This window comes from Pyramidobacter sp. YE332 (genome assembly GCF_033060595.1).
GTDB lineage: Bacteria > Synergistota > Synergistia > Synergistales > Dethiosulfovibrionaceae > Pyramidobacter.
Map to the genome: position 1 here is coordinate 500012 of NZ_CP133038.1, position 22113 is coordinate 522124.

Consider the following 22113-nt stretch of genomic DNA (forward strand, 5'->3'; position numbering starts at 1 on the left):
CGGAGTTTTTATCCGAAGGAGAGAGAGTCCATGATTTACGCGCATATCGACGATGCGAGGAATTACAGCGGCCTCGACGAGGTCTTTGCCTGGGCCGTGCGCCAGCTGGCCCGCGCCGACCTGAAGGAGCTGCCGGTCGGCACGACGGAGCTGATTCCCGGCAAGGCGTGGTTTTCCATCGACGAGCCGGAGACGAAGCCGCTCGAGCGGACGCTTTTCGAGGCGCACCGCGAGTTCGTGGACGTGCAGATGACGCTCGCCGGCGACGAGCTGATCGGCTATGCGCCGCTGGCTCAGGTGACGCCGCTTGGAGAGTACGACGAAAAGCGCGACGTTCAGTTCTTCAAGGGCGAAGGGCTGACGCTGGACTGCACGGGCGGCATGTTCGCCGTCTTCTTCCCCGAGGACGCCCACCGTCCCTGCGTGGCGCCGGGGACGCCGCGGCGGATCCGCAAGATCGTGGCGAAGATCCACCGCTCCCTGATCCCGCACCGGGAACTGCCGTAGCGCCGCGCGGGTGGGAAAATCAAGAGGACAAATTTAAAGAGGGGATGCGGACGACCGGAGAGTCGTCCGCATCCCCTCGTTGTGTTCCGCGCGGGAGAGCTTTTGCAGCGCGTTATTTTTCGCTCTCCGCGGCCTGGGGCGCGCCGTTTTTCGTGCCGGCGGAGGAAATGCTGACGTCCATGTGCGGGTACGCCATGACCAGCCCTTCCTGGGCGAAGGCTTCCTGAATGGCCTCGCGGATCTCGCCGCTGACTTTCATGCCGCTGGCGATCTTCTGGTTGACCCAGAAGTAAAGCGTGAAATCGAGCTCGCTGTCGCCGAAAGCGGCGAAATAGAGCCACGGCGCGGGATTCTTGAGGATCTTGGGATTGGCGTCGGCGATGCGCAGAACTGTGTCGCGGACTTTCTTCGCCGGCGTGCCGTATTCGACGCCGAAGTCGACGCCGACCCGCAGCAGGGCGTCGGACAGGCTCCAGTTGATGAGTTGGTTGTCGAGCAGCTGGCTGTTGGGGACGACGACTTCCTTTTCGTCGAACGTGCGGATCAGCGTGGAACGTACGCCCAGGTCGGTGACGGTGCCGGCGATGCCGGCCACTTCAATGACGTCGCCGAGGCGGAAGGGGCGGTTGAGCGTCAGCAGGATGCCGCCCATGAGGTTCTTGAACATGTTCTGAGCGCCGAAACCGATGGCGATGGCAACGGCGCCGCCGAGGAAGGCGAAGGCCGTCAGCGGTATGCCGACGATGTGAAGCGCCGTCAGGAAGATGGCGATGCCGGCGAGGTAGAACACGAAGCGGTCGAAGGTGCGGCGGCTGGTCTCGTCGAACTTGAAATATTTGCCCACGGCCCACGAGAACATGTGCACCAGTTTGCGGGCCCCCCACGTGCCGAAGACGATGATGGCGAGCGCGATCAGAAATTCCCTGAGGCGCACGGCATAACCGCCGCTCTGCCACAGCTCGGTGTTGAGCAGCGTGGCGGCGTGCGTTTTCCAGAAGGCGCGGATCTTGTCGAAGGTGGACACGGTCTTGTAGGTCTCCTGCAGTTCGCCGACGAAAGCGCGTTCCTGCGCGGACAGCGAGACGACGGCGGCGGTGTAACTGAGGCAGCTGTCGATAGAGGCCTGTATGGCGGAGCTGTATTTTTTCAGCCCGGGCAGGTATTTGGGCTCGGTCGTTCCGCTGTCGAGCATCTTGCTGATAGCGGACTGGCGGCTCTGCAGCGAGAGCAGGTCTTTCTGCACGTCGAGCAGGTTGTTTTCGAGGGTTTTGATTTCGGCGTTCATGTTTTTGACGGCAGCGGGAATGGTCGTTTCGTCGACGGCGCCGCGGGCCAGGTCGTAACGCAGCGTCCACAGGCGCTTGCGTTCGGCGTAGAGCACCAGCGTTTCCTGCAGCTGTTCGAGCTGCAGGCGGTAGCGGTCGCGCTCGGCGGTGCGGTAGCTCATTTCCAGCTGGGCGGCGCGCTTGTCTTTGTCGTCGGCGGCGTATTTCATTTCGGCAGTCTCGGCGGCGGCTTCCGCCTGTTTGATCTGGCGGTTCAGGGCCGGGCGCGAGTCTTCCAGTTTTTTGATCTCGGCGTTCAACGCGGCGATCTGGGCGGCAAAACTTTCTGCGCTCAGGTCGAGGTTCTCGCGGATGTATTTTTGCAGATAGCCGCGGCGCTGATACTGCAGCTCGTATTTCGCGAGCGCGGTGGCGGCGCGTTCTTTTTCGAAACCGTCGAGGATCAGCTGGGCGCGGGCGATTTCCAGCAGATAGGCGGCGCCATGAAGCTGCCAGGAAGTCTTCTGATCCCGCGCTTTCTGATAATTGTCGCGGGCAAGGCGCCACGCCGCTTCGCGCTCCTCGACGAGTTTCTGCGAGGCGGCGGCGTACGAGTCGAAGCGCTCCAGATCTTCCTTGGCGTCGTCGATCTGCTTGCGGATATCGTCGAGGCCGGCGATGTACGCGTCGTAGTAGCCGAGCTTGTAGGGCGGTTTGTCGTTCAGCGTCAGTTCGGGCGAACTGACGTCGCCTTTCTGACGGGCCAGATCGGCGTCGTCCTGCTTTTTGCGGCTGATGGCGTTGATGATTCGCGGGTAAGCGTTTTTGAGCAGCGTCAGATTTTCGACGCGCCTCGTCACGTCTTCGGCGGTGACGCCGAAACGGGCGGCGGCCTCGTCGGCTTTGAGGCTTTCCCATTCGGCGAGAAGCCGTTCGATCTCGGCGAGGCGCTTGCTGCAGGCTTCCGGATCGGCGGAGGGCGTATAAGGCTGAGGCGTCTCGTCTTTTCCGACGGCCCGGTCGGCGGATGTCGCCGCATCAACGGCGGTTCCCGCGTCGGCGCCGGTGATGAGCGACAGCGCGTCGATGGCTCCGGCCGGGAAAATGGCGCCGCTTGCGAGCAAAAGCGCGGCGGCGAGCGGGAGAATTTTTTTCATCGGCAACACTCCTTGAATCCTGATGGGTCTCATCGAAAATTATAAGCCAGTATGTCTGAAAATGCTAATCGGGAAAATCGCCTATTTTAAGCGCCCGCTTGACTTGGAGTTCACTTCATGTGGTAAACTCTCGTCGAACGACCGCGGGCGGCCCGGGGGGATCGGCCGGCTGCGGAAACATTCGCAGGGGGGATTTTCACAATGGGAAATAAAAAGTCGATCGTTTATTTTGCGCCTTTCACGCCCGGCGTCAGCAAGGTGGACGTGCTGAAAAAAGCCGTCGAGGCCGTCGAGTTCAAAAAGACCGTCGCGAAGGACGCGCTCACGGCCGTGAAGCTGCACTTCGGCGAAAAGGGCAACGACACCTATCTGCGGCCCATCTTCATCCGCGCCGTCGTGGACGAGGTCAAGAAGTGCGGCGGCAAGCCGTTCCTCGTCGACAGCAACACGCTCTACGTGGGCAGCCGCAAGAATTCCGTCGATCATCTGATCACCGCCATCGAGAACGGCTTCGGTTACGAAGTCACCGGCGCGCCGCTGATTATCGCCGACGGCTTGAAGAGCAACGATTTCCGCGAGGTGGAGATCGACGGCCAGTATTTCAAAAAAGTCGAAGTCTCGGCCGCCGTCGCCGAAGCCGACGCGCTCGTCGTCGTCTCGCACTTCAAGGGACACGTGGCGGCCGGTTACGGCGGCGCGATCAAGAACCTCGCCATGGGCTGCGCGCCGGCCCGCGGCAAAAAAGCCCAGCACGCGGTGCGTCTCGAAGTCGACGAGGAAAAGTGCATCGGCTGCGGCCGCTGCTTCCGCAATTGCCCCGGCCACGCCATCACGATGGAGAAAGACGCCGCCGGCAGAACGACGTCGCATATCCACGCCGAACCGTGCCTGGGCTGCTGCGAGTGCATGACCGTCTGTCCCACTCAGGCCGTCGGCATGATCTGGACGGCTGACGAGGACAAGTCGAGTTTCAACTGCCGCATGGCCGAGTACGCCTGGGGCGCGATCAAGGACAAGGAACGTTCCCTCTTCATCAACGTCATGATGGACATCACGCCGTTGTGCGACTGCTGCGGCTGGAGCGACACGCCCATCGTCCCCAACATCGGCGTCGCCGCCAGCACCGATCCCGTGGCGCTCGACAAAGCCTGCTACGATATGGTCATGGCCGCTTCGGGTTCGGCTGTAGAGGAACATCATTTCCACGAGGGCGACGACAAGTTCCAGCTCCTTCATCCGACTACCGCTCCCCACGCCCAGTTCGAGCACGGCGCCAAGATCGGCATGGGCTCGCTCGACTACGAGCTGAGGACGATCCACATCGAAGAGGGCGAAGGCGAGTAAAATCGGGTAACGCCCGCGCCGTTTCGAAAAGCGGCCGGCTTGGCGCCGCGAGGAAAAACATGATATACAAAAAAAGCCGTCGATTACTCCGATCGACGGCTTTTTTCGCGGCCCGTCTGTTTTTTGCAAAAACGCCGCGAAACTGGTAAAGTGGGCGCGAAGGGACGGGGAAGGGCATGGAAGAAAAACGTCGGGACACGCTGAGACGGGTGATCCGTCTGGCGCTGCCGGCTGTCTTCGAAAACGTGATGTTCACGCTGGTGAATATCGTCGACGTGGCCATGGTCGGTTCGCTGGGGGCCGTGGCGACGGCGGCCGCGGCGCTGAACGCGCAGCCGATGTGGCTGGCCTACGCGGTGACGATGATCGCTGCCGGCGGCGCCTCCGTGCTGGTGGCGCGCTGCTGGGGCGCGAAGGATTACGCGCTGGCGGGGCGCTACGCCGCGCAGGCGGTCGTGCTCGGCGCGCTGATCGGCCTGTGCATGACCGCGGCCGCCGAATCCGGCGCCGGCCTGTACGTCGCCTTGATGCATGCCGCCCCCGACGTGGCGCCCGACGCGGCGGCCTACATGCGCATCGTCGGCGCGTCCCTGCCCTTTCTCATGGCGGAGCGGACGATGGCCGGCGTGCTCCAGTCCGCCGGCGACACGGTGACGCCGATGAAGATCTCCGTCGCCGCCAACCTGTGCAACGTGGCGGGCAACTTCCTGCTCATCTATCCCAGACGGAATCTGGACTGGCTGGGCGGCCTGCCGGTGTGGGGCATGGGCTGGGGCGTGCGCGGCGCGGCGGTGTCGACGGCGGTTTCGATCGTTTTGGCGGCCGCCGCCATGGCGGCGGCGCTGAGGCGGCGCCGGGACGAGCTCGAGCTGTCGGCGCCGCGGTTCCTGCGCTTCGAGAAAAAACGCCTGGACGATCTGCTGCGAGTCGGTTTGCCGATCGCGGCCGAACGCATCGTGCTCTCCAGCGGGCAGATCCTCTACATGTCGGTGATCTCCGCGCTGGGCACGGTGGCCGTTTCGGCGCATTATCTGGCGACGACGGCCGAAGGCGTGTGCTACAATCCCGTTTACGGCATCGCCATCGCCGCCACGACGCTGGTCGGTCAGGCTCTGGGCGCGGGCGACGAACGGCGCGCCGAGGCCGAGGGCCGGGCCTGCATCCATCTTTGTCTGGCCGTGATGGCGGTGGTGAGCACGGGCATGTATTTCGGGGCCGAATGGCTGATCCGCGTGTTCACGTCCGACGCGGCCGTGATCGAACAGGGCGCGCGGGCGCTGCGCATCGTGGCGTGGGTGGAGACGCTTTTCGGCGCGGCGCTGACCAGCTCGGGCGCGCTGCGCGGCGCGGGCGACACGGTCGTGCCGCTGTGGCTGGGCATTTTTTCCATGCTGGGGCTGCGTCTGGGCGCGGCCTGGCTGTTCGTGAACAAGCTGGGGCTGGGACTGGCCGGCGCGTGGTACGCCATGGATCTCGACGTAGGCGTGCGCGGCGCGCTGCTGTGGCTTTATTTCAACTCCGGCCGCTGGAAGCTGAAAAGCCGCCGTCTCGCCGCGCGCACCGGCCAATAGAGAGCGGATATCCGGAAAGAGAGTTCCCGTTCGGCGGCGCTTCATTGCCGGAGGAACGTTTTTCGAGCGTCGAAAGCGACGTCGGAAGGGAAATTTTCGATGGACCAAGAGGTAGAAGCGTCGAAGCAAAACGCCGAGCTGCGCGCGTTCAACACCGTGGTGGAGCTGATCCGTCAGCGCGAGATCGTTCCCGGGCAGCGGCTTTTCGAGCCGGATCTGTCCGAACGGCTGTCGATGAGCCGCACGCCGCTGCGCACCGCGCTCAGCCGGCTGGTCGCGGAGGGCATCCTGGTCAAGGAGCGGGGGCGCAAGGGCTATCTGCTGCCGGCGCTGTCGTCGGAGGACATGCGGCAGATCTTCTACAGCCGCGCCGCCGTGGAGGGGGCCGCCGCGGCGCGGCTGGCGCATGGCTGCACGCCGGAACACGTGACGGTGCTGCGCGCGATCAACGCCAAAGAGGCGGAACTGTTCGGACGAAAGCGGCAAACTCCCGAGGAGAAAGCGCAGTACGCGCAGCTGAACGAAGAACTGCACCGCCTGATCGTCTCTTTTTCCGGCAACGTGTACCTGCTGCGTTTCTTCAACAGCAGTTATTGGCGCTCCACGATGTACACGCTGCTTTATACCCGTTTTTATCGGGAACGAACGCGTTCGACGGGGGAAAACGTGCCGAGCTGGAAGGAACATTCCTTGATCATCGACGCGCTCGAGGCCCACGAGGCCGAGCGCAGCCGCCGGCTGATGGAAGAGCACGTGCTGAACACGTTCCGTTACCGTTCGCTGTTGGAGGAAACGGAAAGGCAGTAACGCGCGTTTTTCAATGACGGGACGCTCTCGGCGGGCGCTCCGTCATTTTTTTTGCGCGCGTTCCCGTCTTTTCCGTTTCCGGCCGCGTTAGGGACGTTTTTCCGCACCGAAAAATTTTCCGTTGACAGGAGAAATATTTTTAATTATACTAATCGCGTGGATTCGAATCTGTATCCAATCTTTTGTCGCCCGCCGGGCGACGCCTCGCTTTTTTGCGGCCGGCGTTTTGGCGCCGGCTGGCGGCGTAAAGGGCCCTGACGAAGGGCACGGTTTTGTTTTTGGTGCAGGAGGTTGAAGGAGTATGGCAGAGAAAGCAGCAAAGCCGCACAAGGAAGTCGGACTGGGCGGCGCGATTGCGATCATGGTGATGATCCTCGCGATCATGGTCGTCGGCAAACTGTTCATGAATTTCGACACGGGCATGCTGTGCCTGATCGTCGCGCTGGCGACGACGGTCGTGTACGTGTTCGGCTATGGCTTCACGTGGGATTATATGTTCAAGGAAGGCGTCATCCCGATGGTCGCCCGCGCTTCGGGCGCGATCCTGATCCTGCTGATCGTCGGCCCGATGATCGCCATCTGGATGGCCGGAGGCACGGTACCTTATCTGATCAAAGTCGGCCTGTCGATCCTCCGTCCCAGTACGTTCCTGATCTCGGCCTCGGTGATCTGCGCCATCTCTTCGGTGCTGACGGGCACTTCGTGGGGTTCGGCCGCCACGTTCGGCGTGGCGCTGATGGGCATCGGTCACGGTCTCGGCATCAATCCCGCCGCCACCGCGGGCGCGGTCATCGCGGGCAGCTACTTCGGCGACAAGATCAGCCCCATTTCCGACACCACGGTCCTGGCGGCCGCGACCGCCGAGTGCGACATCATGGACCACATCAAGTCGATGATGTGGACAACGCTGCCGGCGTTCTGCATCGGCCTGGCCGTGTACGCCTACGTCGGCTCCTCCAGCGCCGACACGATGGACATGACCCGCATCAACGAGATCGTCGGCGCGATCGAGAAATCCTACAAGCTGACGCCGCTCGTGCTGATCCCCGCGGGCGTCATGCTGGTGCTGTCCTACATGGGCAAGCCGACGATCCCCGTGCTCTGGGCGTCGATGGTTTCGGCCATACCGTTCGCGATGATGCAGGGCCATTCGCTGCCCGCGATCGTCAAGATCATGGCCAGCGGCCCCAAGGCGGCGACGGGCGTCAAGGTGGTCGACAGCCTGCTCAGCCGCGGCGGGCTTTCCTTCATGTCCGGCTCGGTCGTGGTCGTGTTCTTCGCCTACATTTTCGCCGGGCAGCTCGAGTGCACCGGCACGATCAAGGTGATCACCAACGCCATGCGCGAGCGCTTCATCAAGAGCAGCGTCGGCCGCCTGGTGTTCTCCACCTCGCTGACGGGCATCATCACCGCGCTCGGCACGGGCAATTCCTATCTGAGCATCATCATGCCCGGCATCATGTACCGCGATCCCTTCGACGAGTTCGGCATCCGCCGCAACGTGCTGTCCCGCACGCTCGAGGATTCCGGTACGGTGGTCGTGCCGCTGATCCCCTGGTCGGCCGCCGGCGTTTACATGGCGTCGGTGCTCGACGTGCCGGTGCTGGAGTACCTGCCCTGGACGATCATGTGTTACTCGGGCGCGGTGCTGGCATGGATCTACGCGTTCTGCAACATCGCGATTTTCCGCACCAAAACGGCGGAAAGCAAATAATCGCGTTTTGGGACAGGAAATCGCAGACCGGACTGGCCTGCGATTTCTTTGCGTGAAACTGAATCAATCATTTGCTGTGAATCGAGGAAAGGACAATGTATAATCCGTTGCTTCTGAAAAACATCGATCTGTACGCGCCCGAGCACGTGGGCCTGACCGATCTGCTGATCCTTGGCGGCGCAATCGCCGCCGTGGAAAAAGGGCTCGACGTAAAGATCCCCGGCCTTGAAGTCGTCGACGCGGAGGGGCTGATCGCCGCGCCCGGTATCGTCGATCATCACAATCATTTCGGCGGCGCCGGCGGCGAGGGCGCGTTCAACTTCCGCACGCCGCCCGCGCAGTTTTCCACGTTCGTCAAAGCCGGCATCACGACCGCGGTCGGCCTGCTGGGCACCGACGGCTTCAGCCGTTCGCTCACCGAACTGCTGGCCAAGGCCCGCGCGCTCGACATCGAAGGGCTGAGCACGTGGATGTACACCGGCTCCTATCAGCTGCCCGGGCCGACGATCACGGGCAAGGTCGGCCACGACATCGCCTGGATCGACAAGGTCATCGGCTGCAAGATCGCGCTGTCCGATCACCGTTCCTCGCATCCTGCGGTGGAGACGATCCGCGCGCTGGTATCCGAAGCGCGCGTGGCCGGGATGCTGTCCGGCAAGGCCGGCGTCGTCTGCGTGCACATGGGCAGCGAGGCTTCGGGACTGGAACCGCTGCGCGAGGCCGTCAAAGGTACCGGCGTGCCGCTGAGCCAGTTCATGCCGACGCATACGACGCGCTGCCCCGAGCTTCTCGACGACGCGGTCGCCTGGGTCAAGGCCGGCGGCGTGGCCGACATCACCGCCGACGAAAAGACGCCCGGCGCGGTCGCCCGCTACGTGGCCGAGGGGGCCGACCTGTCGCACGTCTGCTTCAGCTCCGACGGCAACGGCAGCATGCCGCGCTTCGACGCGGCGGGAAATTTCGCCGGCATGGGCGTGGGCGACCCGGCCTCCATCCTGCAGGCGATCGGCGACTGCGCGCGCGCAGGCGACGCTCCGTTGGAAAAGATCTTCGCGTTCGCCAGCGCCAATCCGGCCGTCTGGCTCAAGCTGCCCGGCAAGGGCCGTTTGGAAAAGGGCTTCGACGCCGACCTGATGATCCTCGACAAGGATTACCGCCTGCGCACGCTGATCGGCCGCGGCCGCGTGATGATGCGCGACGGCGAAGTGCTCGCCAAGGGCACCTTCGAAGCGTAACGGTCCTCGAAAAATCACAAAGGATCGAAAACCGCCTTCCCGACACCGGGAAGGCGGTTTTTTTGCGAAGATCCGCGGCGGCTGGAAGCTGCGAAAGCGTTCCTGTTTTGGGGCGGCATGAAGAAATCCCTGCCCGCGAAAGCGGCAGGGATTTTTTTGCAGAGCGCGGAGTCAGTCCGCGGGGAATTCGCGCGGTTCCTTGAGGCGGACAACGATCTCCACCTCGACGACCGCATTGCCGGGCAAGGCTTGGATGCCGATGGCGCTGCGGGCGTGGCGGCCGGGCCGACCGAAGACCTCGAGCAGCAGGTCGGAGGTGCCGTTCAACACTTTGGCCGTCTGCGTGAAGCCCGGAGCGGCGTTGATAAAGCCCGTGACCTTGAGGACGCGTGCCACGTTGTCCAACCCGGCGGCCATGTCGATGGCGGCCAGACAGTTGATGGCGCAGACGCGGGCGGCCGCGTAGGCCTCCTCGAGGCTGGGGCCGTTTTCTGCGCCCATCGTGCCGGCGTACGCGACCTCGCCGTTGACGCGCGGCGTCTGTCCGGAGGAGAAGCACAGCGTTCCCGAAGCCGTGGCGGGCACATAGGATCCCGTGGGCTTGTTTGCGGGCGGAAGCTCGATGCCCAGTTCTTTCAGTCTTTCTTTGATGCTCATGCCGATCACCTCGTTTTGAGTTTTTGCTGCCGAAGAGGAAGGGACTCTTGTCACTCCCCGTTTTCAGCGCTGTTCATCGCCGTCTTGAAAAGTTCAAAATCGACGGTCGCGTAGTCCGCGTGAGTTCCGGCGGGAATCTCGCCGTATTCGATGTCTTCCGCTTTGTTCAGGGCTCTGTTGATGAAGGCCGTCTGCCGGTCCTGCGGGATGCGTCTGCGTGCCGCCGGGGTCTGAGTCAAAACCACCGTGCGGTAAGGATTGCGCAGAAGACGTTCATTCCCTGCGACGGGATGCGCAAAGAGAGAATACTCCCCGCTTCCCACCAGGTCAAGCGCTCTATACAGAACTTCCCGCGGCGTGCTCGTCATTTGCTTTCGGCGGGAATTTACGTGCGTTGGGCGATCTGTGTATAATAAAGCTCTGCGGGGAAAGGACGCGCTTTTTCCGCTGGAAGGGAGAGGACGATCGCAATGAAATGGTTCATCAGGAGGATTTCCGCGGCGCTGGCGGCGCTGTGGCTGTGCGTCGTGCCCACGGCGTCGGCGGCCGACGACTACGATCCGGTCAACACGGCGGTGGCGTTGAACATGGCCGTGGTCTCGGTCAAGCACATGACGGCCAGCCGCGACCGGATCGTGCTCGATCAGGAGTACCGCAGCATCATCAACAATCTCAGTCTTGGCGACATCGCCAGCGACGATGAGATCGTCAAACTTTACAGCCGGCTGCTGGACACGATCAACACTTACCGTCTGACCGAGGAGGAAAGCAAAGTTTTTCAGGGCGTGTACGACACGCAGCAGCATCATGCCCTGATCTCGTCGCTGTCGAAGATGTGGCCGGTCGGCGGCGACCTCGACAGTTTCTTCGCCTCGCTGTTCAGCGGCGGCATCACGGCTTACTTCGGCTACCGCAGCGAGATGGCGGAGATCCGCAACACGATGGATCAGAAGATGTGGTCGCTGAAAAAAGAAGCGCTGACGGCGCTGAACGACTTGCAGAAGGAGCTGCTGGCCGACTCGTGGGCGCTGCTGCGCAAATACCGCCTGCCCGACGCCTACCGCATCAGCCAGGAGGATCTGGACTACCTCGAGCAGACGCTGGCGCAGCCCGACAAGCGCAAGGCGCTGCTGATGTTCCCGGCGCTGAAGAAATCGTTCGGCGCCTATCCTCCGTTCTGGTATTACTATGGCGAGGCGGCCGGCCGCTGCGGCGATGTGAAGACGGCGCTGGCCTGCTTCGACGAGTTCGACCGCCAATGGCGGCGCGTGCTGCGCCGCGATCCCTACAGGGTGCAGACGGCCAAGCAGCGCATCCTGCTCGACAAAAGTCTGCCGCCGTCCCGTCTCAAAGAGCTGCTGGCCGAGATCAGGGAGAACATTGGGCCGCGCGATTGGCTCGACAATCTCTTTTACGGCACGGTCAGCTGGGCGCTGGGGGACCGCAAGGCAGGGGTGACGGCCGTGCGCAACAACGTGCTGTTCGAGGCGGAAACGCAGATCAGCCCTGTGGTGCTCGAGTCCATGGAGTCCGGCGATTTCGACATGACGCACTTCCGCCGCGGTTTTTGGCGCGTGCTGGCGAACGTGAACGTGCCTGTGGAGACGCTGGATCTGCTGACGGCGTGGTTCAATCATGAGGACGGCACGGCGCGGCGCATGGCGTCGGAACTGCAGCGCCTCCACCCCGGCGCTCCCGTGCCCTGCTATGTGGAGGCGCAGCTGTGGCGCGGCAGGCTCGGCGTGCCTCAGGGACGTGTTCGGGCAGGCGTTCTGCTGGTCCGTCACGAAGATCTGGCGCGGCGCAGCGGCGAGATTTACGCGGCGCTGACGAACTTTTGCCGCGTCTATGCCGGTCAGGGACGCGAGCGCGCGCAGTTCCTGCTCGGTCAGATCTGCGAAAACGGCTGGGGCGGCGAAAAAGAGCCCTTCGAAGCGGCCAAATGGTACCGACTGGCCGCCGAGCAGGGCAGCGACGCCGCTCAGGAACGCTACGCCAGTCTGTGCGAACGGGGCGCCGGCGTGAAGAAGGACGTTGACGAAGCGGCCCGCTGGTATCTGCGCGCCGCCCGCCAGGGCAACGAACGGGCGCAGTTCAGCCTTGGCACCTGCTATCGCGCCGGCCGCGGCGTCGGACAAAACCTGGCCGAGGCCGCTTCGTGGTTTTTGAAAAGCGCCCGTCAGAACCACGCTCCCGCGCAAAAGGCCCTTGGCGAACTGTACAGCAAAGGGGCCGGCGTGCCCCGCGACGACGAGGAGGCCTATAAGTGGGCGTGGCTGGCTCGCCTGAACGGCGCCGTCGGCACGGCACCTCTCATCAACAGGCTGGAAGGGCGCGGCATGTTCCGCAGCGCCAGGCTTTCGGCGGAAAAATGCAAACGCGCCCGGGAGGCCGCGCAGAAACTCTTTGAACAGATGAACGCTTCGTCGTTCGCGGACGATGAAACGGAGAACCGCTGACCGGTGTCAATGTTCCACGTGGAACATTGAAAGCGTCCGGAAGCCGATGATCGAGGATCCATCGGCTTCCGGACGCTTTTCATCGGATGTGGTTCAAAAGGCTCTTTTCGTAAAATCGCTTTCCGCGGGATGCCAATAGCGTGACGGAACTTCTTCCCGTCCCACGGCGGGTTTGTCCGCGCCCTCCGTGCAAAGGGATGGGGCGCGTGGTACAATCAACGCGGTGGATTTCCGGAGTTTGCGGGCGTTTTTTTCGCCGCCTGCGGAAGCGAAAGAATGGCACTGGAGGAATGAGGATGAAAAAGTTTTCCGCTTTTTCGCTGCTGAAAATGGCCGCCGGGCTGGCCGCGATCTTCGCCGCCTGCGCGGGGATCGAGGGATTCCGTCAGCTGCGCGAGCCGAAGCCCGAGCCGGAGATCGTCCGCCCCGTGCGCACGGTCAGGCTCGACAGCGGCGCGGGCGAGAACGTACATCGCTATTTCGGCACCGTGCAGGGGGCGCAGCGCGTCAACCTGTCGTTCCGCGTCTCGGGGCCGCTGCTCGAACTGCCGGCCGAAAAGGGCGTCGCCGTGAAGAAAGGCGAACTGCTGGGCCGCATCGATCCGCGCGATTTCCAGACCCGCCTGACGCAGGCGCAGGCCGCGCTGTCGCAGGCGCGCGCCCAGTACAGCGACGCCGCCACCAACTTCAAACGTTACGACGAGCTTTACAGGCAGAAAGTCATCGCCGCGGCGCAGTACGACGCCTACAAGACGCAGCTGAACGTGGCGCGCTCCGCCGTGCAGCAGGCCGAGGCCCAGGCGCGCACGGCCGCCGACGCGCTGCGCGACACCGAGCTGCGCGCCCCCTTCGACGGCGTCGTCGTCGACCGCATGGCCGAGAAGTTTCAGGACGTGCTGCCCAAGCAGCCCATCCTCAGCCTTCAGGACATTTCCACGCTGGAGATCGTCTTCGCCGTGCCCGACAAGGACGTGCTCAGCGCCCCCGTGCCGGCCGGCGCCGACGCCCGCGATCTGGCGCGATACGCCGCCTCCTTCGGCATGGAGGCCCGCTTCGACGCCATCGCGGGCCGGTCGTTCCCCGTGCGCCTCAAGGAATTCGCCGCGCAGGCCGATCCGCGCACCAAAACGTATCCCGTCACCGTCACCATGCCTCAGCCGGAGGGCGCGCGCGTGCTGCCCGGCATGGCCGTCACCGTGACGGTGGATTTCTCCGCCGGCGCGGCGAAAAACCGCTTCCTCGTGCCCGAGCCGGCCGTGCTGACCGGCGAGGACGGAGCGCGCTGGCTGTGGCGCTTCGAAGACGGGCAGGTCCGGCGCGTGCCCGTCGCTGTCGCCGGCTGGAAGGGCGCCCGCCTCGAAGTGAGCGGAAAGATGCTGCGCGACGGCGACCTGATCGTCACGGCCGGCGTGCATTTTTTGAAGGACGGTCAGAAAGTCCGCCTGATGAAAGCCGGTGAACGGTCATGAGCGTCGCGCGCGCCAGTCTGAAACGCCGCGCCGTCGTCCTGTTCCTCTGCACCCTGGTGGCGATCGCGGGCGTGGCGGCGTATTTCCGCATCGGCAAGCTGGAAGACCCTTCTTTCACGATCAAGACCGCCGTGGTCACCATCGTCTATCCGGGCTCCACGGCCTACGAGGTGGAACGCGAAGTGACCAGCCGCGTCGAGGACGCCGTGCAGGCCATGGGCGAGATCAAGCGCATCCGCTCGCGTTCCGTTCCCGGCATGGCGATCGTCTACGTGGACATCAAGGATAAATACGCGTCGAAAGACCTGCCGGAGATCTGGGACGTGCTGCGCCAGAAGCTGAACGACGTGCAGGTCTTCATGCCCGCCGGCAGCACGATCATGGTCGACAACGACTTCGGCGACGTTTACGGTCAGTATTACGCGCTCGTCGGAGACGGGTACACGATGAAGGAGCTGTGGGATTACGCCGATTTCCTCAAAAAGCAGCTCGTGCTCGTGCCCGGCGTGGCCAGCGTGAAGATCCTCGGCGAGCAGAAGGAAGCCGTTTACGTGGAGTTCTCGGCCACGCGCCTGTCGTCGCTGGGGCTGTCGCCGGGAGCCATCTTCAACGTGCTGAACCAGCAGAACACGCTTTCGGCTCTGGGCACGACGACGCTCGGCGACCGCTTTGTGCGCGTCTCGCCGACGGGCGCCATCATGTCGGTGGACGACATCGGCGATCTCGTCATCGGCGGCGTCGGCGGGCAGCTGATCCGCCTGCGCGAGGTGGCGACGGTGCGCCGCGATTTCGTCGATCCGCAGAGTTTCATGATGCGTTTCAACGGCCGTCCGGCGCTGGGCATCGGCATCGCCACGGTCACCGGCGGCAACGTCGTGACGATGGGCGAGGGCGTTTCGAGGCGCCTGCGCGAGCTGGAAGTGCACCGCCCGATCGGCATGGAGCTGAACGAGATCTACATGCAGTCCGACCAGGTGACGCGCTCGGTGCAGAATTTCATCGTCAACCTGATCGAGTCGCTGGCCATCGTCGTCGGCGTGCTGCTCGTGTTCATGGGCATGCGTACCGGGCTGATCATCGGCGCCGTGCTACTGCTCACCGTGGCGGGCACGTTCGCGATCATGAACGCCTGCGGCATCTTTTTGCAGATCGTCTCGCTGGCCTCGCTGATTATCGCGCTCGGCTCGCTGGTGGACAACGCCATCGTCGTTTCCGAGGGCATGCTCGTCGGCGTGGAGCGCGGCATGAACGCCGAAGACGCCGCCGATCAGGCCGTAGAAGGCTCCAAATGGGCCATGCTGGGCGGCACCTTCATCGCCGTGCTGGCCTTCGCCCCCATCGGCCTGTCGCAGGACAGCACGGGCGAGTTCTGCCGCTCGCTGCTGCAGGTCGTGGGCATCTCCATGATGTTGAGCTGGGGCGCGGCGCTGACCGTGACGCCCGTCTTCGGACAGCTCATGCTCAAGCCGTCGCCGCAGAAGGACGACCCTTACGACCGGCCGCTGTTCCGCGCCTACCGAGCCCTGCTCGAGAGCTGCCTGCGCCATCGTTTCATCTCCATGGCGCTGACGGCGGCGCTGTTCGCGCTCTCCTGCTGGGGTCTGGCGCGCCTTGACACGTCGTTCTTCCCGGACGCCAACACGGTCTACTACACCGTCGATCTGTGGAGCGACGAGGGCGCGTCGCTGGCGGCGCAGCGTTCCGCCGCCATGGATCTGGAGCGGTTTTTGCGCTCGCAGCCCAACGTGAAAAACGTCACCGGTTTCATCGGCGGCGGCAGTCTGCGCTTCATGCTCACCTATTCGCCGCCCGATCCCGACACAGCCTACGCGCAGTTGCTGGTGGAGATGAAAGATCCCGAAGACACCCGCGCCATGCTGCTGCGGACGCAGAAACGTCTCGACGAGGAAATGCCGCAGCTGACGGGCGTGTGCAAGCTCTTCTCCAAGGGCAGCGGCATGGCGCCGAAACTCGAAGCCCGCTTTTACGGCGAGGATCCGGCCGTACTGCGCGATTTGGGCGAACAGGCGCTGCGCATCGTCGAGGCCGATCCCAGCCACAATTTCGCGCGCATCGACTGGCGCCAGCCTGTGGAAGTGATCCATCCGCGCGTGCTCAAGGATCAGATGCAGAATCTCGGCCTGACGCGCCCGCAGCTCAATCAGGCTCTGCTCATCGCCACCACGGGGCTGCCGATCGGCGCGTTCCGCGACGGCGACAAAACGCTGGCGATCATGGCGGCCCTCGTGCCGGAGCAGCGCAACCAGATCGACCGGATCAAATCGCTACCCGTCTGGGCGCCGGCCGCGAACGCCACCGTGCCGCTGGGCACCGTGATCTCGTCCCTCGACGTGGATTACGAGGACAACATCGTCATGCGCCGCAACCGCAGCCGCGTGCTCACCGTGGCCAGCGAGGTCAAGCTGGGGCATAACGCCGACGCCATGCTGGAACGCGTGCGCGCCCCGATCGAGGCCATCGAGCTGCCCGTGGGTTACTCGCTGGAATGGGGCGGCGAGAAGGAACTTTCCGACGACGCCATCGGCGGCATGAAGGTGGCCTTTCTGCCCGCGCTGCTGATCATGTTCACGATCATGGTGTTCCTGTTCAACGGCTTCCGCCAGCCGCTGATCATCTTCGGCGTGCTGCCGCTGATCCTCATCGGCGTCGTCCCCGGACTGTGGCTGGCCGGCATGAACATGAGCTTTCTGGCCATCGTCGGCCTGCTCAGCCTTGTGGGGATGCTGGCCAAGAACTCGATCGTGCTGCTCGATCAGGTCAGCGCCGATTTCGCCGCCGGGCGCGACCGCTACGAAGCCATCGTCGTGGACGGCGTCGGACGCCTGCGCCCCGTCGCCATGTCGGCGCTCACTACCGTGCTCGGCATGGTCCCGCTGATCTGGGACCTGATGTTCGGCCCCATGGCCGTCACCATCATGGCCGGGCTCACCGTGAGCACCATCCTGACCCTGATCGTCATCCCCGTCCTCACCGCCGTCGTCTACAACGTCCCCTGCCCGCCGAGAAAACGCGACTGACCGAAAGCGTCCGCGCCGCGGCGGCCGGACTGAAAAATCGAACGCCGACGTTTGGTGCGGACGATAAGACGGCCGAAACGCGAAGGGAATTTTCCTTTCGCGTTTCGGCCGTCTTGTCTTCGAGCCTGCATCCTTCAAGAATCAGTGCAACATGTGGATGTTACTGGAACAGCACGACCTTGGCGTTTTTGTTGCTGACGCCTTCAGGATCAATCAGGTTGACCTTGGGGCCAGGGACGACCTTGTTGAGTTCCTTGAACACGCCCTGAAGTCCCTTGGCGATGTCCCAGCTCTTGTCACAGTAAGTTTGGACGAAGTCGCTGATAAGTTTTTTTGCTTCCTCGTCTTTACCTGCGTCGAACAATTTGATAGCCTGCTTTTCCATCATCTTGTTCTCGTTGAACATGCGGTTTTCGTAAGGCGTCCAGATAGCCTTGAGCACGTCGAAGTAGCAATCTTCGTTGGCGCGGGCCATGCGATCGAGCATATCGAAGCACCACCAGGGCGACTTGATGTCGTAGGTATTTTCGCCAATGGAAAGCTCTTCAGGAACTTTGGCGCAAAAGTAGAACGGACGATAACCGGAGCAGTCTGGCGAAGCCATGGCGGCCCAGATCAGAGTACGCATCGCTTCAGGAATCTCGGGATTCGTGCGCATCTGAACGACGGCGCTGCCGGCAATGCTGTTGCCGATCATATGCTCGCTGAGGGCGCGAGTGACCTTGGCCATGCCGAAACGCGATTCGAGGAACGAACCGGCCAGTTTGTTGTCTCTCATAACTTCCATGATGTCTGAGGGGACGATCTTACCCATTTTCTTGGCAAGCATGTCATAAGCACGGCGGCCTTTAGTCTCAAAATTGGGGCGAGGGTTGATCTGGCTGTAAACTTTGAAGAAGTTGAATTCGTCGCCAGCGGCATGCCAGCCCTTGTCGATGGCATGCTGGATCAGGTCCTCGCTGCACTCATCGTAAACAGCGCCGATGGAGCACATGTTGGTGAGGGCGAAAACACCTTCATTAGGATCGATCTTGCGGGCGATCCAGCGGCGGTCTGAGGTCTCAAGCACCCAGGCCTCATGAGGATCAACAATCAGGAAGGAATTCCAGTATACGTACAGGTCGGAAGCGCTGGGAGGATTAGCATTGCCTCCCTGACCGTATTTTTCGATCATGTCAATGATGACATGCATAGCTTCATAAGCGGTGGCGCCGCGCTCAACAGCAAGCCGGTTCAGGTCATGGCCATTCATACCCTCTTCCTCATGATGAACAGGGTCTTTGGTAAGGATCAATTCGTTTCCGCAACAGACGCCTTTTTCATTCATTTCGATCTCGCCACCCCAGCCCCAGTAGGGTTCAGCGCCAATCACGGAGTAAGTAACAGGAGCTTGGGGGATTTCGCAGTGGCTGACTTTGACGGTCTCGCCGACGGCATGATTGCCACCTTGATGGAACTTGAAGGTCATGCACTCTTCGTTGTTCCGATTGCTATTCTTGGCCCACATCATGTTGCCGTCAGCGCTACCCTTGGGGGTAACGACAACCATGTCACATGCTGCGGCCACACTAGCAACCAGAGAAACAATAGCCATAGCAACACTTAACTTTCTGAGTCCGTTACGCATAGAACATTCTCCTTTCATGAATTGAACAACGTTTAAAGCTTTTTACCTGAAGGCACCGAGTGCGTATTGCAGCGGTGCCTGTACTGCACCTGGTTTTTGCGAATTTATTGGTTGGGAAACAGCTTTTTTAGGTTCTTTGCGAGGAAGGCGGCCTTGGGCATAGTGATCAACGGAATGTTATTCTTTGCACAGGTATCAGTGAAATAACCATCCTCATTGCCAGCGTCATAAACGATGCAGGTGGCCGCGTATTTCATACTCGCTTCGATGAAAGGTTGCGAGGTGGTCCCGCGTCGGGCCTTGCCTCCAATGTGGACGCAAATGATGGGGATGCCGGCGGTGTGGGCGGCTTCGATCAGATCGTTGACGCGAGCCAGCTCGGACGTTTCGTCGATACCAGCGCTACCGAGGCCTTTCAGGCTGTGTCCGGGAACGACGACGAGAGTTTTAATGCCTTCGAGCTTGGCGGGCTTGGCTAGATTTTCTAAAATGGTCTTGATGTTGGCCTTTTCAAAGTGAAAATTTACGGTGGCCGCTTCGATGCTTTGACCGGCTGACGTGATGAGCACAGGTGCCTCAAAGGTATTCTGTGCAAGAGCGGAGCCTGTCATGAGCATTATGGTCAGAAGAACAAAAATGGCAACTTTCAGCGTTTTCACAATGATTCCTCCTTAACAATATCATTTTATTTCTCTGGTGCGTGAAGGAAGGCTCCCACACCTTTTTCCACAACTGCTCTGTACGACGGAATGCTCTCTGCTTCAATGGCGCGATCTGGATAAAGCTCATTAAAGGAATTGATAATTTCTTCAGCGCTCTTGATCTGACGCGCGACGCGCAACGACAATGGCCAACCATTTTCATCCATATCAACGAACAGGCGTCCCAGTTTGCCGGCTTTGATATAGTTTATATCCTGACCGGTTACGATCAAGTCGTTTGTCATTTTGCCATGGAAACGACCCTGTGACGGATTGGGAGTTTCCATCAGGAACGGCATGGTTGTGGGGGAGTAATCGCCAACTTCGCGATGAAAGAATCCATGAAGGTTGCCTGGAGAGGCCTCCATGGTGTACTGCAGATCTTCCATGGAGAGGTTGAATTCGGCTCCCAACGCCACTTTGTTGCTCTTCTCGGGATAGCAGATAGCGTTGATTAAGAAATATTCCAACGGCGCTTCGTGAAAGTCGGCGGCAAGATCAATTTTTTCCTTGCGCATCAGTTCCATATAAGCGTATGCGAGCTTTTCCGTATAGGTACCGTCTGGACGGCCGGGCCAGCAGCGGTTCAGATTGCGCGATTCTTCGCCAGCCATGCTCTGCAACGACTGGTGATGTACAAAAATATCGGGGTCTGGCCACTGGTAGATGGGGTTGGTGTAGCGCGAACCGAACTTGAACCAGCGTTTGCCGTTCGGTGTATCAACGTAATAGCGGTCGAGGAAACCTTCCAGTGGCGTCGTATGTGTCAGACCGCTGGGATTGGCGCGTGGCACGATAAAAACGCGCCCTTTTTTCACGCGAAGATTTTCAATCATCACAATTGCGGCGACGTGACCTGAAGGCTCGTCGTTATGTGTGCCGCCGAGGATTAGCATAGAAGCGCCGGGCATGCCGCTGTCGAACACATAAACCTCACCGTCGGCTGTCGTCCCTCGGACGTCGTCGAAATATTCGCTGAGACGGGCGATACGAGTCAGAGCAGCGCTGGGATAAATAGGGAACTGTTGTCGCGATTCAATGAAGACCTTCCGACTGCCGACGAACAGTCCGCCAAGAATGGCAAATGCGCAGAGCGATTTGATGAGATTGTCGGAGGAAAAGATTCTTTTATCCATGGTCTCCGCCACCTATTTGATGTTGAACAGGCGCAGCAACAATGGCAATAGAATGATGACACCGAGAATTTTTTTCGTCATCGAATTATGCCTGAAGATATTAACGGCGAACAGCATAGCTATCAGGATGAAAATGAGACGGTAGCACCATGTGATTCCATTATAAATGCCCATTTTCAAACCACCACCTATACGAATACACGAGCAATCGTGTTGGAAAAAATCACGAAAAGCAGCGAGAACAGAGCGATCATGATGATATACGGCATCATGGAATGCAAGATCTTGCCGTAATCATTGACCCCCAGCACTTCACCGGCGACCTTGCTTACGATGGCTGTGGGCGGAATAAGCTGGCTCAAAGCACACAGTACCGAGCAGCCGGCCGTAACCACGATCGTGTTATGTCCCAGCAGAGCCAGAACCAACGGCAGTCCAAACAGCGCTGCACCGCCTAGCATGGAAACCGCACCGCCCAACAACGGCAGCGCAACCAGCAGAACCAGATAAATACCAACTGGCGGCAGGCTCATACAAGAGGTGATGATGTCACCTTTGATGCCGGTCAACGTTGCGATCTGCACCAGAACACCGACGCTAAGGAGCAGTGCCGCTGTGTCGAGCACGGGATTGTCGATCGATCTGAGCAACACCGTCCCCATGCCTTTGACATGTCCTGTCAGTAACACACATAACATGGCTGTTGTGAACGCCAACGGTGTGCCAAGGTCGGGAACCTGTCTGGGGAATGCACGGGGCAGGCCAATTAGCAGAAGGAGTACAAAGATGGGGAGGTATACAACAGGTTTTAGAACACTAGAGAGCGGATTGTTCGTCAACTTATGATTCTCAGATGTTTTAAAACGGCGTGCTATCTTAGTCCCCATACACAATACGATCATGATTCCCAATGGAATTGTAATTGCTGGCAGAACGAGTCCAAACCCTTCATAAGGCATGTTAATCGCACAGGCAATGATCATAACAGGGATATTGAGCGGCCCGGTAACGCTGCCCAGCATGGCGCCGAGAGATATAAAAGCCACCGCTTTTTCAGGAACGAAGCCCATTTCTATCAGCAATGGATAGGCCAGCCCGCCAATGATCAACACGGCTGGAACTCCTAAACCGGTAAACATACCAGGTATATAGAGCAGCGCCATGACAGTAAACAGGAAAAACGACGGATGACGGTCCATCATACGGGCCAAGCGCTGCATCAACAGGTCAATTGCGCCACTAGCTTCATAAACGCGGAGGAACATTACACCTGTCAGGATGACCACGACAATATTCAAATAACCAAACTCACCTTCGATTAACTGCCGATACGGCACTCCGTATCCCGTTGCCAGCGAAAGTACAACGCTGACCAAGAGCAGATAGAAGGCAACTGGCATATGGATTTTTCTTAAAAAGTTCACTG

General features: G+C 61.0%; 16 protein-coding genes. 9 read left to right on the forward strand and 7 right to left on the reverse strand.

Annotation, left to right across the window (positions count from 1 at the left end; all coding sequences use genetic code 11):
* The first annotated feature begins 30 nt into the window (after positions 1 to 30).
* Positions 31 to 507 (forward strand): YhcH/YjgK/YiaL family protein, encoded by a 477-nt coding sequence (locus RAH42_RS02375; protein ID WP_317539873.1) that lies wholly within the window; start codon positions 31 to 33, stop codon positions 505 to 507.
* Positions 508 to 619: 112 nt separating this feature from the next.
* Here the strand turns inward: RAH42_RS02375 and RAH42_RS02380 are convergent, their stop codons facing one another.
* The gene (locus tag RAH42_RS02380) at positions 620 to 2929 is read right to left on the reverse strand and encodes a mechanosensitive ion channel domain-containing protein (RefSeq protein WP_317539874.1); all 2310 of its coding nucleotides are present in this window, start codon (positions 2927 to 2929) and stop codon (positions 620 to 622) included.
* A gap of 201 nt (positions 2930 to 3130) precedes the next feature.
* Here RAH42_RS02380 and RAH42_RS02385 point away from each other — a divergent pair, with 201 nt between their 5' ends.
* The 5 genes from RAH42_RS02385 (at position 3131) to iadA (ending at position 9600) form a co-directional block, all read left to right on the forward strand.
* Positions 3131 to 4273: a DUF362 domain-containing protein gene (locus RAH42_RS02385; protein WP_317539875.1), complete on the forward strand. Its 1143-nt coding sequence runs from the start codon at positions 3131 to 3133 to the stop codon at positions 4271 to 4273.
* 176 nt (positions 4274 to 4449) lie between these two features.
* Positions 4450 to 5844 (forward strand): MATE family efflux transporter, encoded by a 1395-nt coding sequence (locus RAH42_RS02390; protein ID WP_317539876.1) that lies wholly within the window; start codon positions 4450 to 4452, stop codon positions 5842 to 5844.
* Between the two features lie 99 nt (positions 5845 to 5943).
* Positions 5944 to 6651 (forward strand): GntR family transcriptional regulator, encoded by a 708-nt coding sequence (locus tag RAH42_RS02395; RefSeq protein WP_317539877.1) that lies wholly within the window; start codon positions 5944 to 5946, stop codon positions 6649 to 6651.
* Positions 6652 to 6952: 301 nt separating this feature from the next.
* The gene (nhaC, locus tag RAH42_RS02400) at positions 6953 to 8365 is read left to right on the forward strand and encodes a Na+/H+ antiporter NhaC (protein ID WP_317539878.1); all 1413 of its coding nucleotides are present in this window, start codon (positions 6953 to 6955) and stop codon (positions 8363 to 8365) included.
* Positions 8366 to 8472: 107 nt separating this feature from the next.
* Positions 8473 to 9600, forward strand: a complete 1128-nt coding sequence (gene iadA / locus RAH42_RS02405; RefSeq protein WP_317539879.1) for a beta-aspartyl-peptidase — start codon at positions 8473 to 8475, stop codon at positions 9598 to 9600.
* Positions 9601 to 9771: 171 nt separating this feature from the next.
* On the opposite strand, the gene RAH42_RS02410 is transcribed toward iadA, so the two are convergent.
* A complete protein-coding gene (locus RAH42_RS02410; RefSeq protein ID WP_317539880.1) occupies positions 9772 to 10257 on the reverse strand; it encodes a RidA family protein in 486 nt (161 codons plus the stop codon).
* Positions 10258 to 10307: 50 nt separating this feature from the next.
* Positions 10308 to 10625 carry a GrdX family protein gene (locus tag RAH42_RS02415; RefSeq protein WP_317539881.1) on the reverse strand — a complete coding sequence of 106 codons (318 nt, stop codon included), beginning with the start codon at positions 10623 to 10625 and terminating at the stop codon, positions 10308 to 10310.
* A gap of 102 nt (positions 10626 to 10727) precedes the next feature.
* On the opposite strand from RAH42_RS02415, the gene RAH42_RS02420 reads away from it, so the two are divergent.
* The 3 genes from RAH42_RS02420 (at position 10728) to RAH42_RS02430 (ending at position 17223) form a co-directional block, all read left to right on the forward strand.
* Positions 10728 to 12716 (forward strand): tetratricopeptide repeat protein, encoded by a 1989-nt coding sequence (locus tag RAH42_RS02420; RefSeq protein ID WP_317539882.1) that lies wholly within the window; start codon positions 10728 to 10730, stop codon positions 12714 to 12716.
* 296 nt (positions 12717 to 13012) lie between these two features.
* On the forward strand, positions 13013 to 14185 hold the full coding sequence (locus tag RAH42_RS02425; protein ID WP_317539883.1) for an efflux RND transporter periplasmic adaptor subunit: 1173 nt from the start codon (positions 13013 to 13015) through the stop codon (positions 14183 to 14185).
* Positions 14182 to 17223 carry an efflux RND transporter permease subunit gene (locus RAH42_RS02430; protein WP_317539884.1) on the forward strand — a complete coding sequence of 1014 codons (3042 nt, stop codon included), beginning with the start codon at positions 14182 to 14184 and terminating at the stop codon, positions 17221 to 17223. Before RAH42_RS02425 ends, RAH42_RS02430 begins: the two co-directional genes overlap by 4 nt.
* A gap of 160 nt (positions 17224 to 17383) precedes the next feature.
* Here the strand turns inward: RAH42_RS02430 and RAH42_RS02435 are convergent, their stop codons facing one another.
* From RAH42_RS02435 to RAH42_RS02450, 4 genes are all read right to left on the reverse strand, one after another.
* Complete coding sequence (locus tag RAH42_RS02435) at positions 17384 to 18850, reverse strand: C69 family dipeptidase (protein ID WP_317539885.1); 1467 nt, start codon at positions 18848 to 18850, stop codon at positions 17384 to 17386.
* Positions 18851 to 18954: 104 nt separating this feature from the next.
* Positions 18955 to 19509 carry a DUF6305 family protein gene (locus tag RAH42_RS02440; RefSeq protein ID WP_317539886.1) on the reverse strand — a complete coding sequence of 185 codons (555 nt, stop codon included), beginning with the start codon at positions 19507 to 19509 and terminating at the stop codon, positions 18955 to 18957.
* Positions 19510 to 19535: 26 nt separating this feature from the next.
* Positions 19536 to 20687, reverse strand: coding sequence for a succinylglutamate desuccinylase/aspartoacylase family protein (locus tag RAH42_RS02445; RefSeq protein WP_317539887.1), 1152 nt, complete (start codon positions 20685 to 20687; stop codon positions 19536 to 19538).
* 188 nt (positions 20688 to 20875) lie between these two features.
* Positions 20876 to 22111: a hypothetical protein gene (locus tag RAH42_RS02450; RefSeq protein ID WP_317539888.1), complete on the reverse strand. Its 1236-nt coding sequence runs from the start codon at positions 22109 to 22111 to the stop codon at positions 20876 to 20878.
* Positions 22112 to 22113 lie beyond the last annotated feature (2 nt).

Excerpts from the sequence above, each read along its gene's own strand:
- RAH42_RS02410 (WP_317539880.1), bottom strand. The coding sequence starts at position 10,257 with ATGAGCATCAAAGAAAGACTGAAAGAACTGGGCATCGAGCTTCCGCCC.
- nhaC (WP_317539878.1), top strand. The coding sequence starts at position 6,953 with ATGGCAGAGAAAGCAGCAAAGCCGCACAAGGAAGTCGGACTGGGCGGC.
- RAH42_RS02425 (WP_317539883.1), top strand. The coding sequence starts at position 13,013 with ATGAAAAAGTTTTCCGCTTTTTCGCTGCTGAAAATGGCCGCCGGGCTG.
- RAH42_RS02395 (WP_317539877.1), top strand. The coding sequence starts at position 5,944 with ATGGACCAAGAGGTAGAAGCGTCGAAGCAAAACGCCGAGCTGCGCGCG.
- RAH42_RS02430 (WP_317539884.1), top strand. The coding sequence starts at position 14,182 with ATGAGCGTCGCGCGCGCCAGTCTGAAACGCCGCGCCGTCGTCCTGTTC.
- RAH42_RS02415 (WP_317539881.1), bottom strand. The coding sequence starts at position 10,625 with ATGACGAGCACGCCGCGGGAAGTTCTGTATAGAGCGCTTGACCTGGTG.
- RAH42_RS02380 (WP_317539874.1), bottom strand. The coding sequence starts at position 2,929 with ATGAAAAAAATTCTCCCGCTCGCCGCCGCGCTTTTGCTCGCAAGCGGC.
- RAH42_RS02385 (WP_317539875.1), top strand. The coding sequence starts at position 3,131 with ATGGGAAATAAAAAGTCGATCGTTTATTTTGCGCCTTTCACGCCCGGC.
- RAH42_RS02390 (WP_317539876.1), top strand. The coding sequence starts at position 4,450 with ATGGAAGAAAAACGTCGGGACACGCTGAGACGGGTGATCCGTCTGGCG.
- RAH42_RS02375 (WP_317539873.1), top strand. The coding sequence starts at position 31 with ATGATTTACGCGCATATCGACGATGCGAGGAATTACAGCGGCCTCGAC.
- RAH42_RS02445 (WP_317539887.1), bottom strand. The coding sequence starts at position 20,687 with ATGGATAAAAGAATCTTTTCCTCCGACAATCTCATCAAATCGCTCTGC.
- RAH42_RS02435 (WP_317539885.1), bottom strand. The coding sequence starts at position 18,850 with ATGCGTAACGGACTCAGAAAGTTAAGTGTTGCTATGGCTATTGTTTCT.
- RAH42_RS02420 (WP_317539882.1), top strand. The coding sequence starts at position 10,728 with ATGAAATGGTTCATCAGGAGGATTTCCGCGGCGCTGGCGGCGCTGTGG.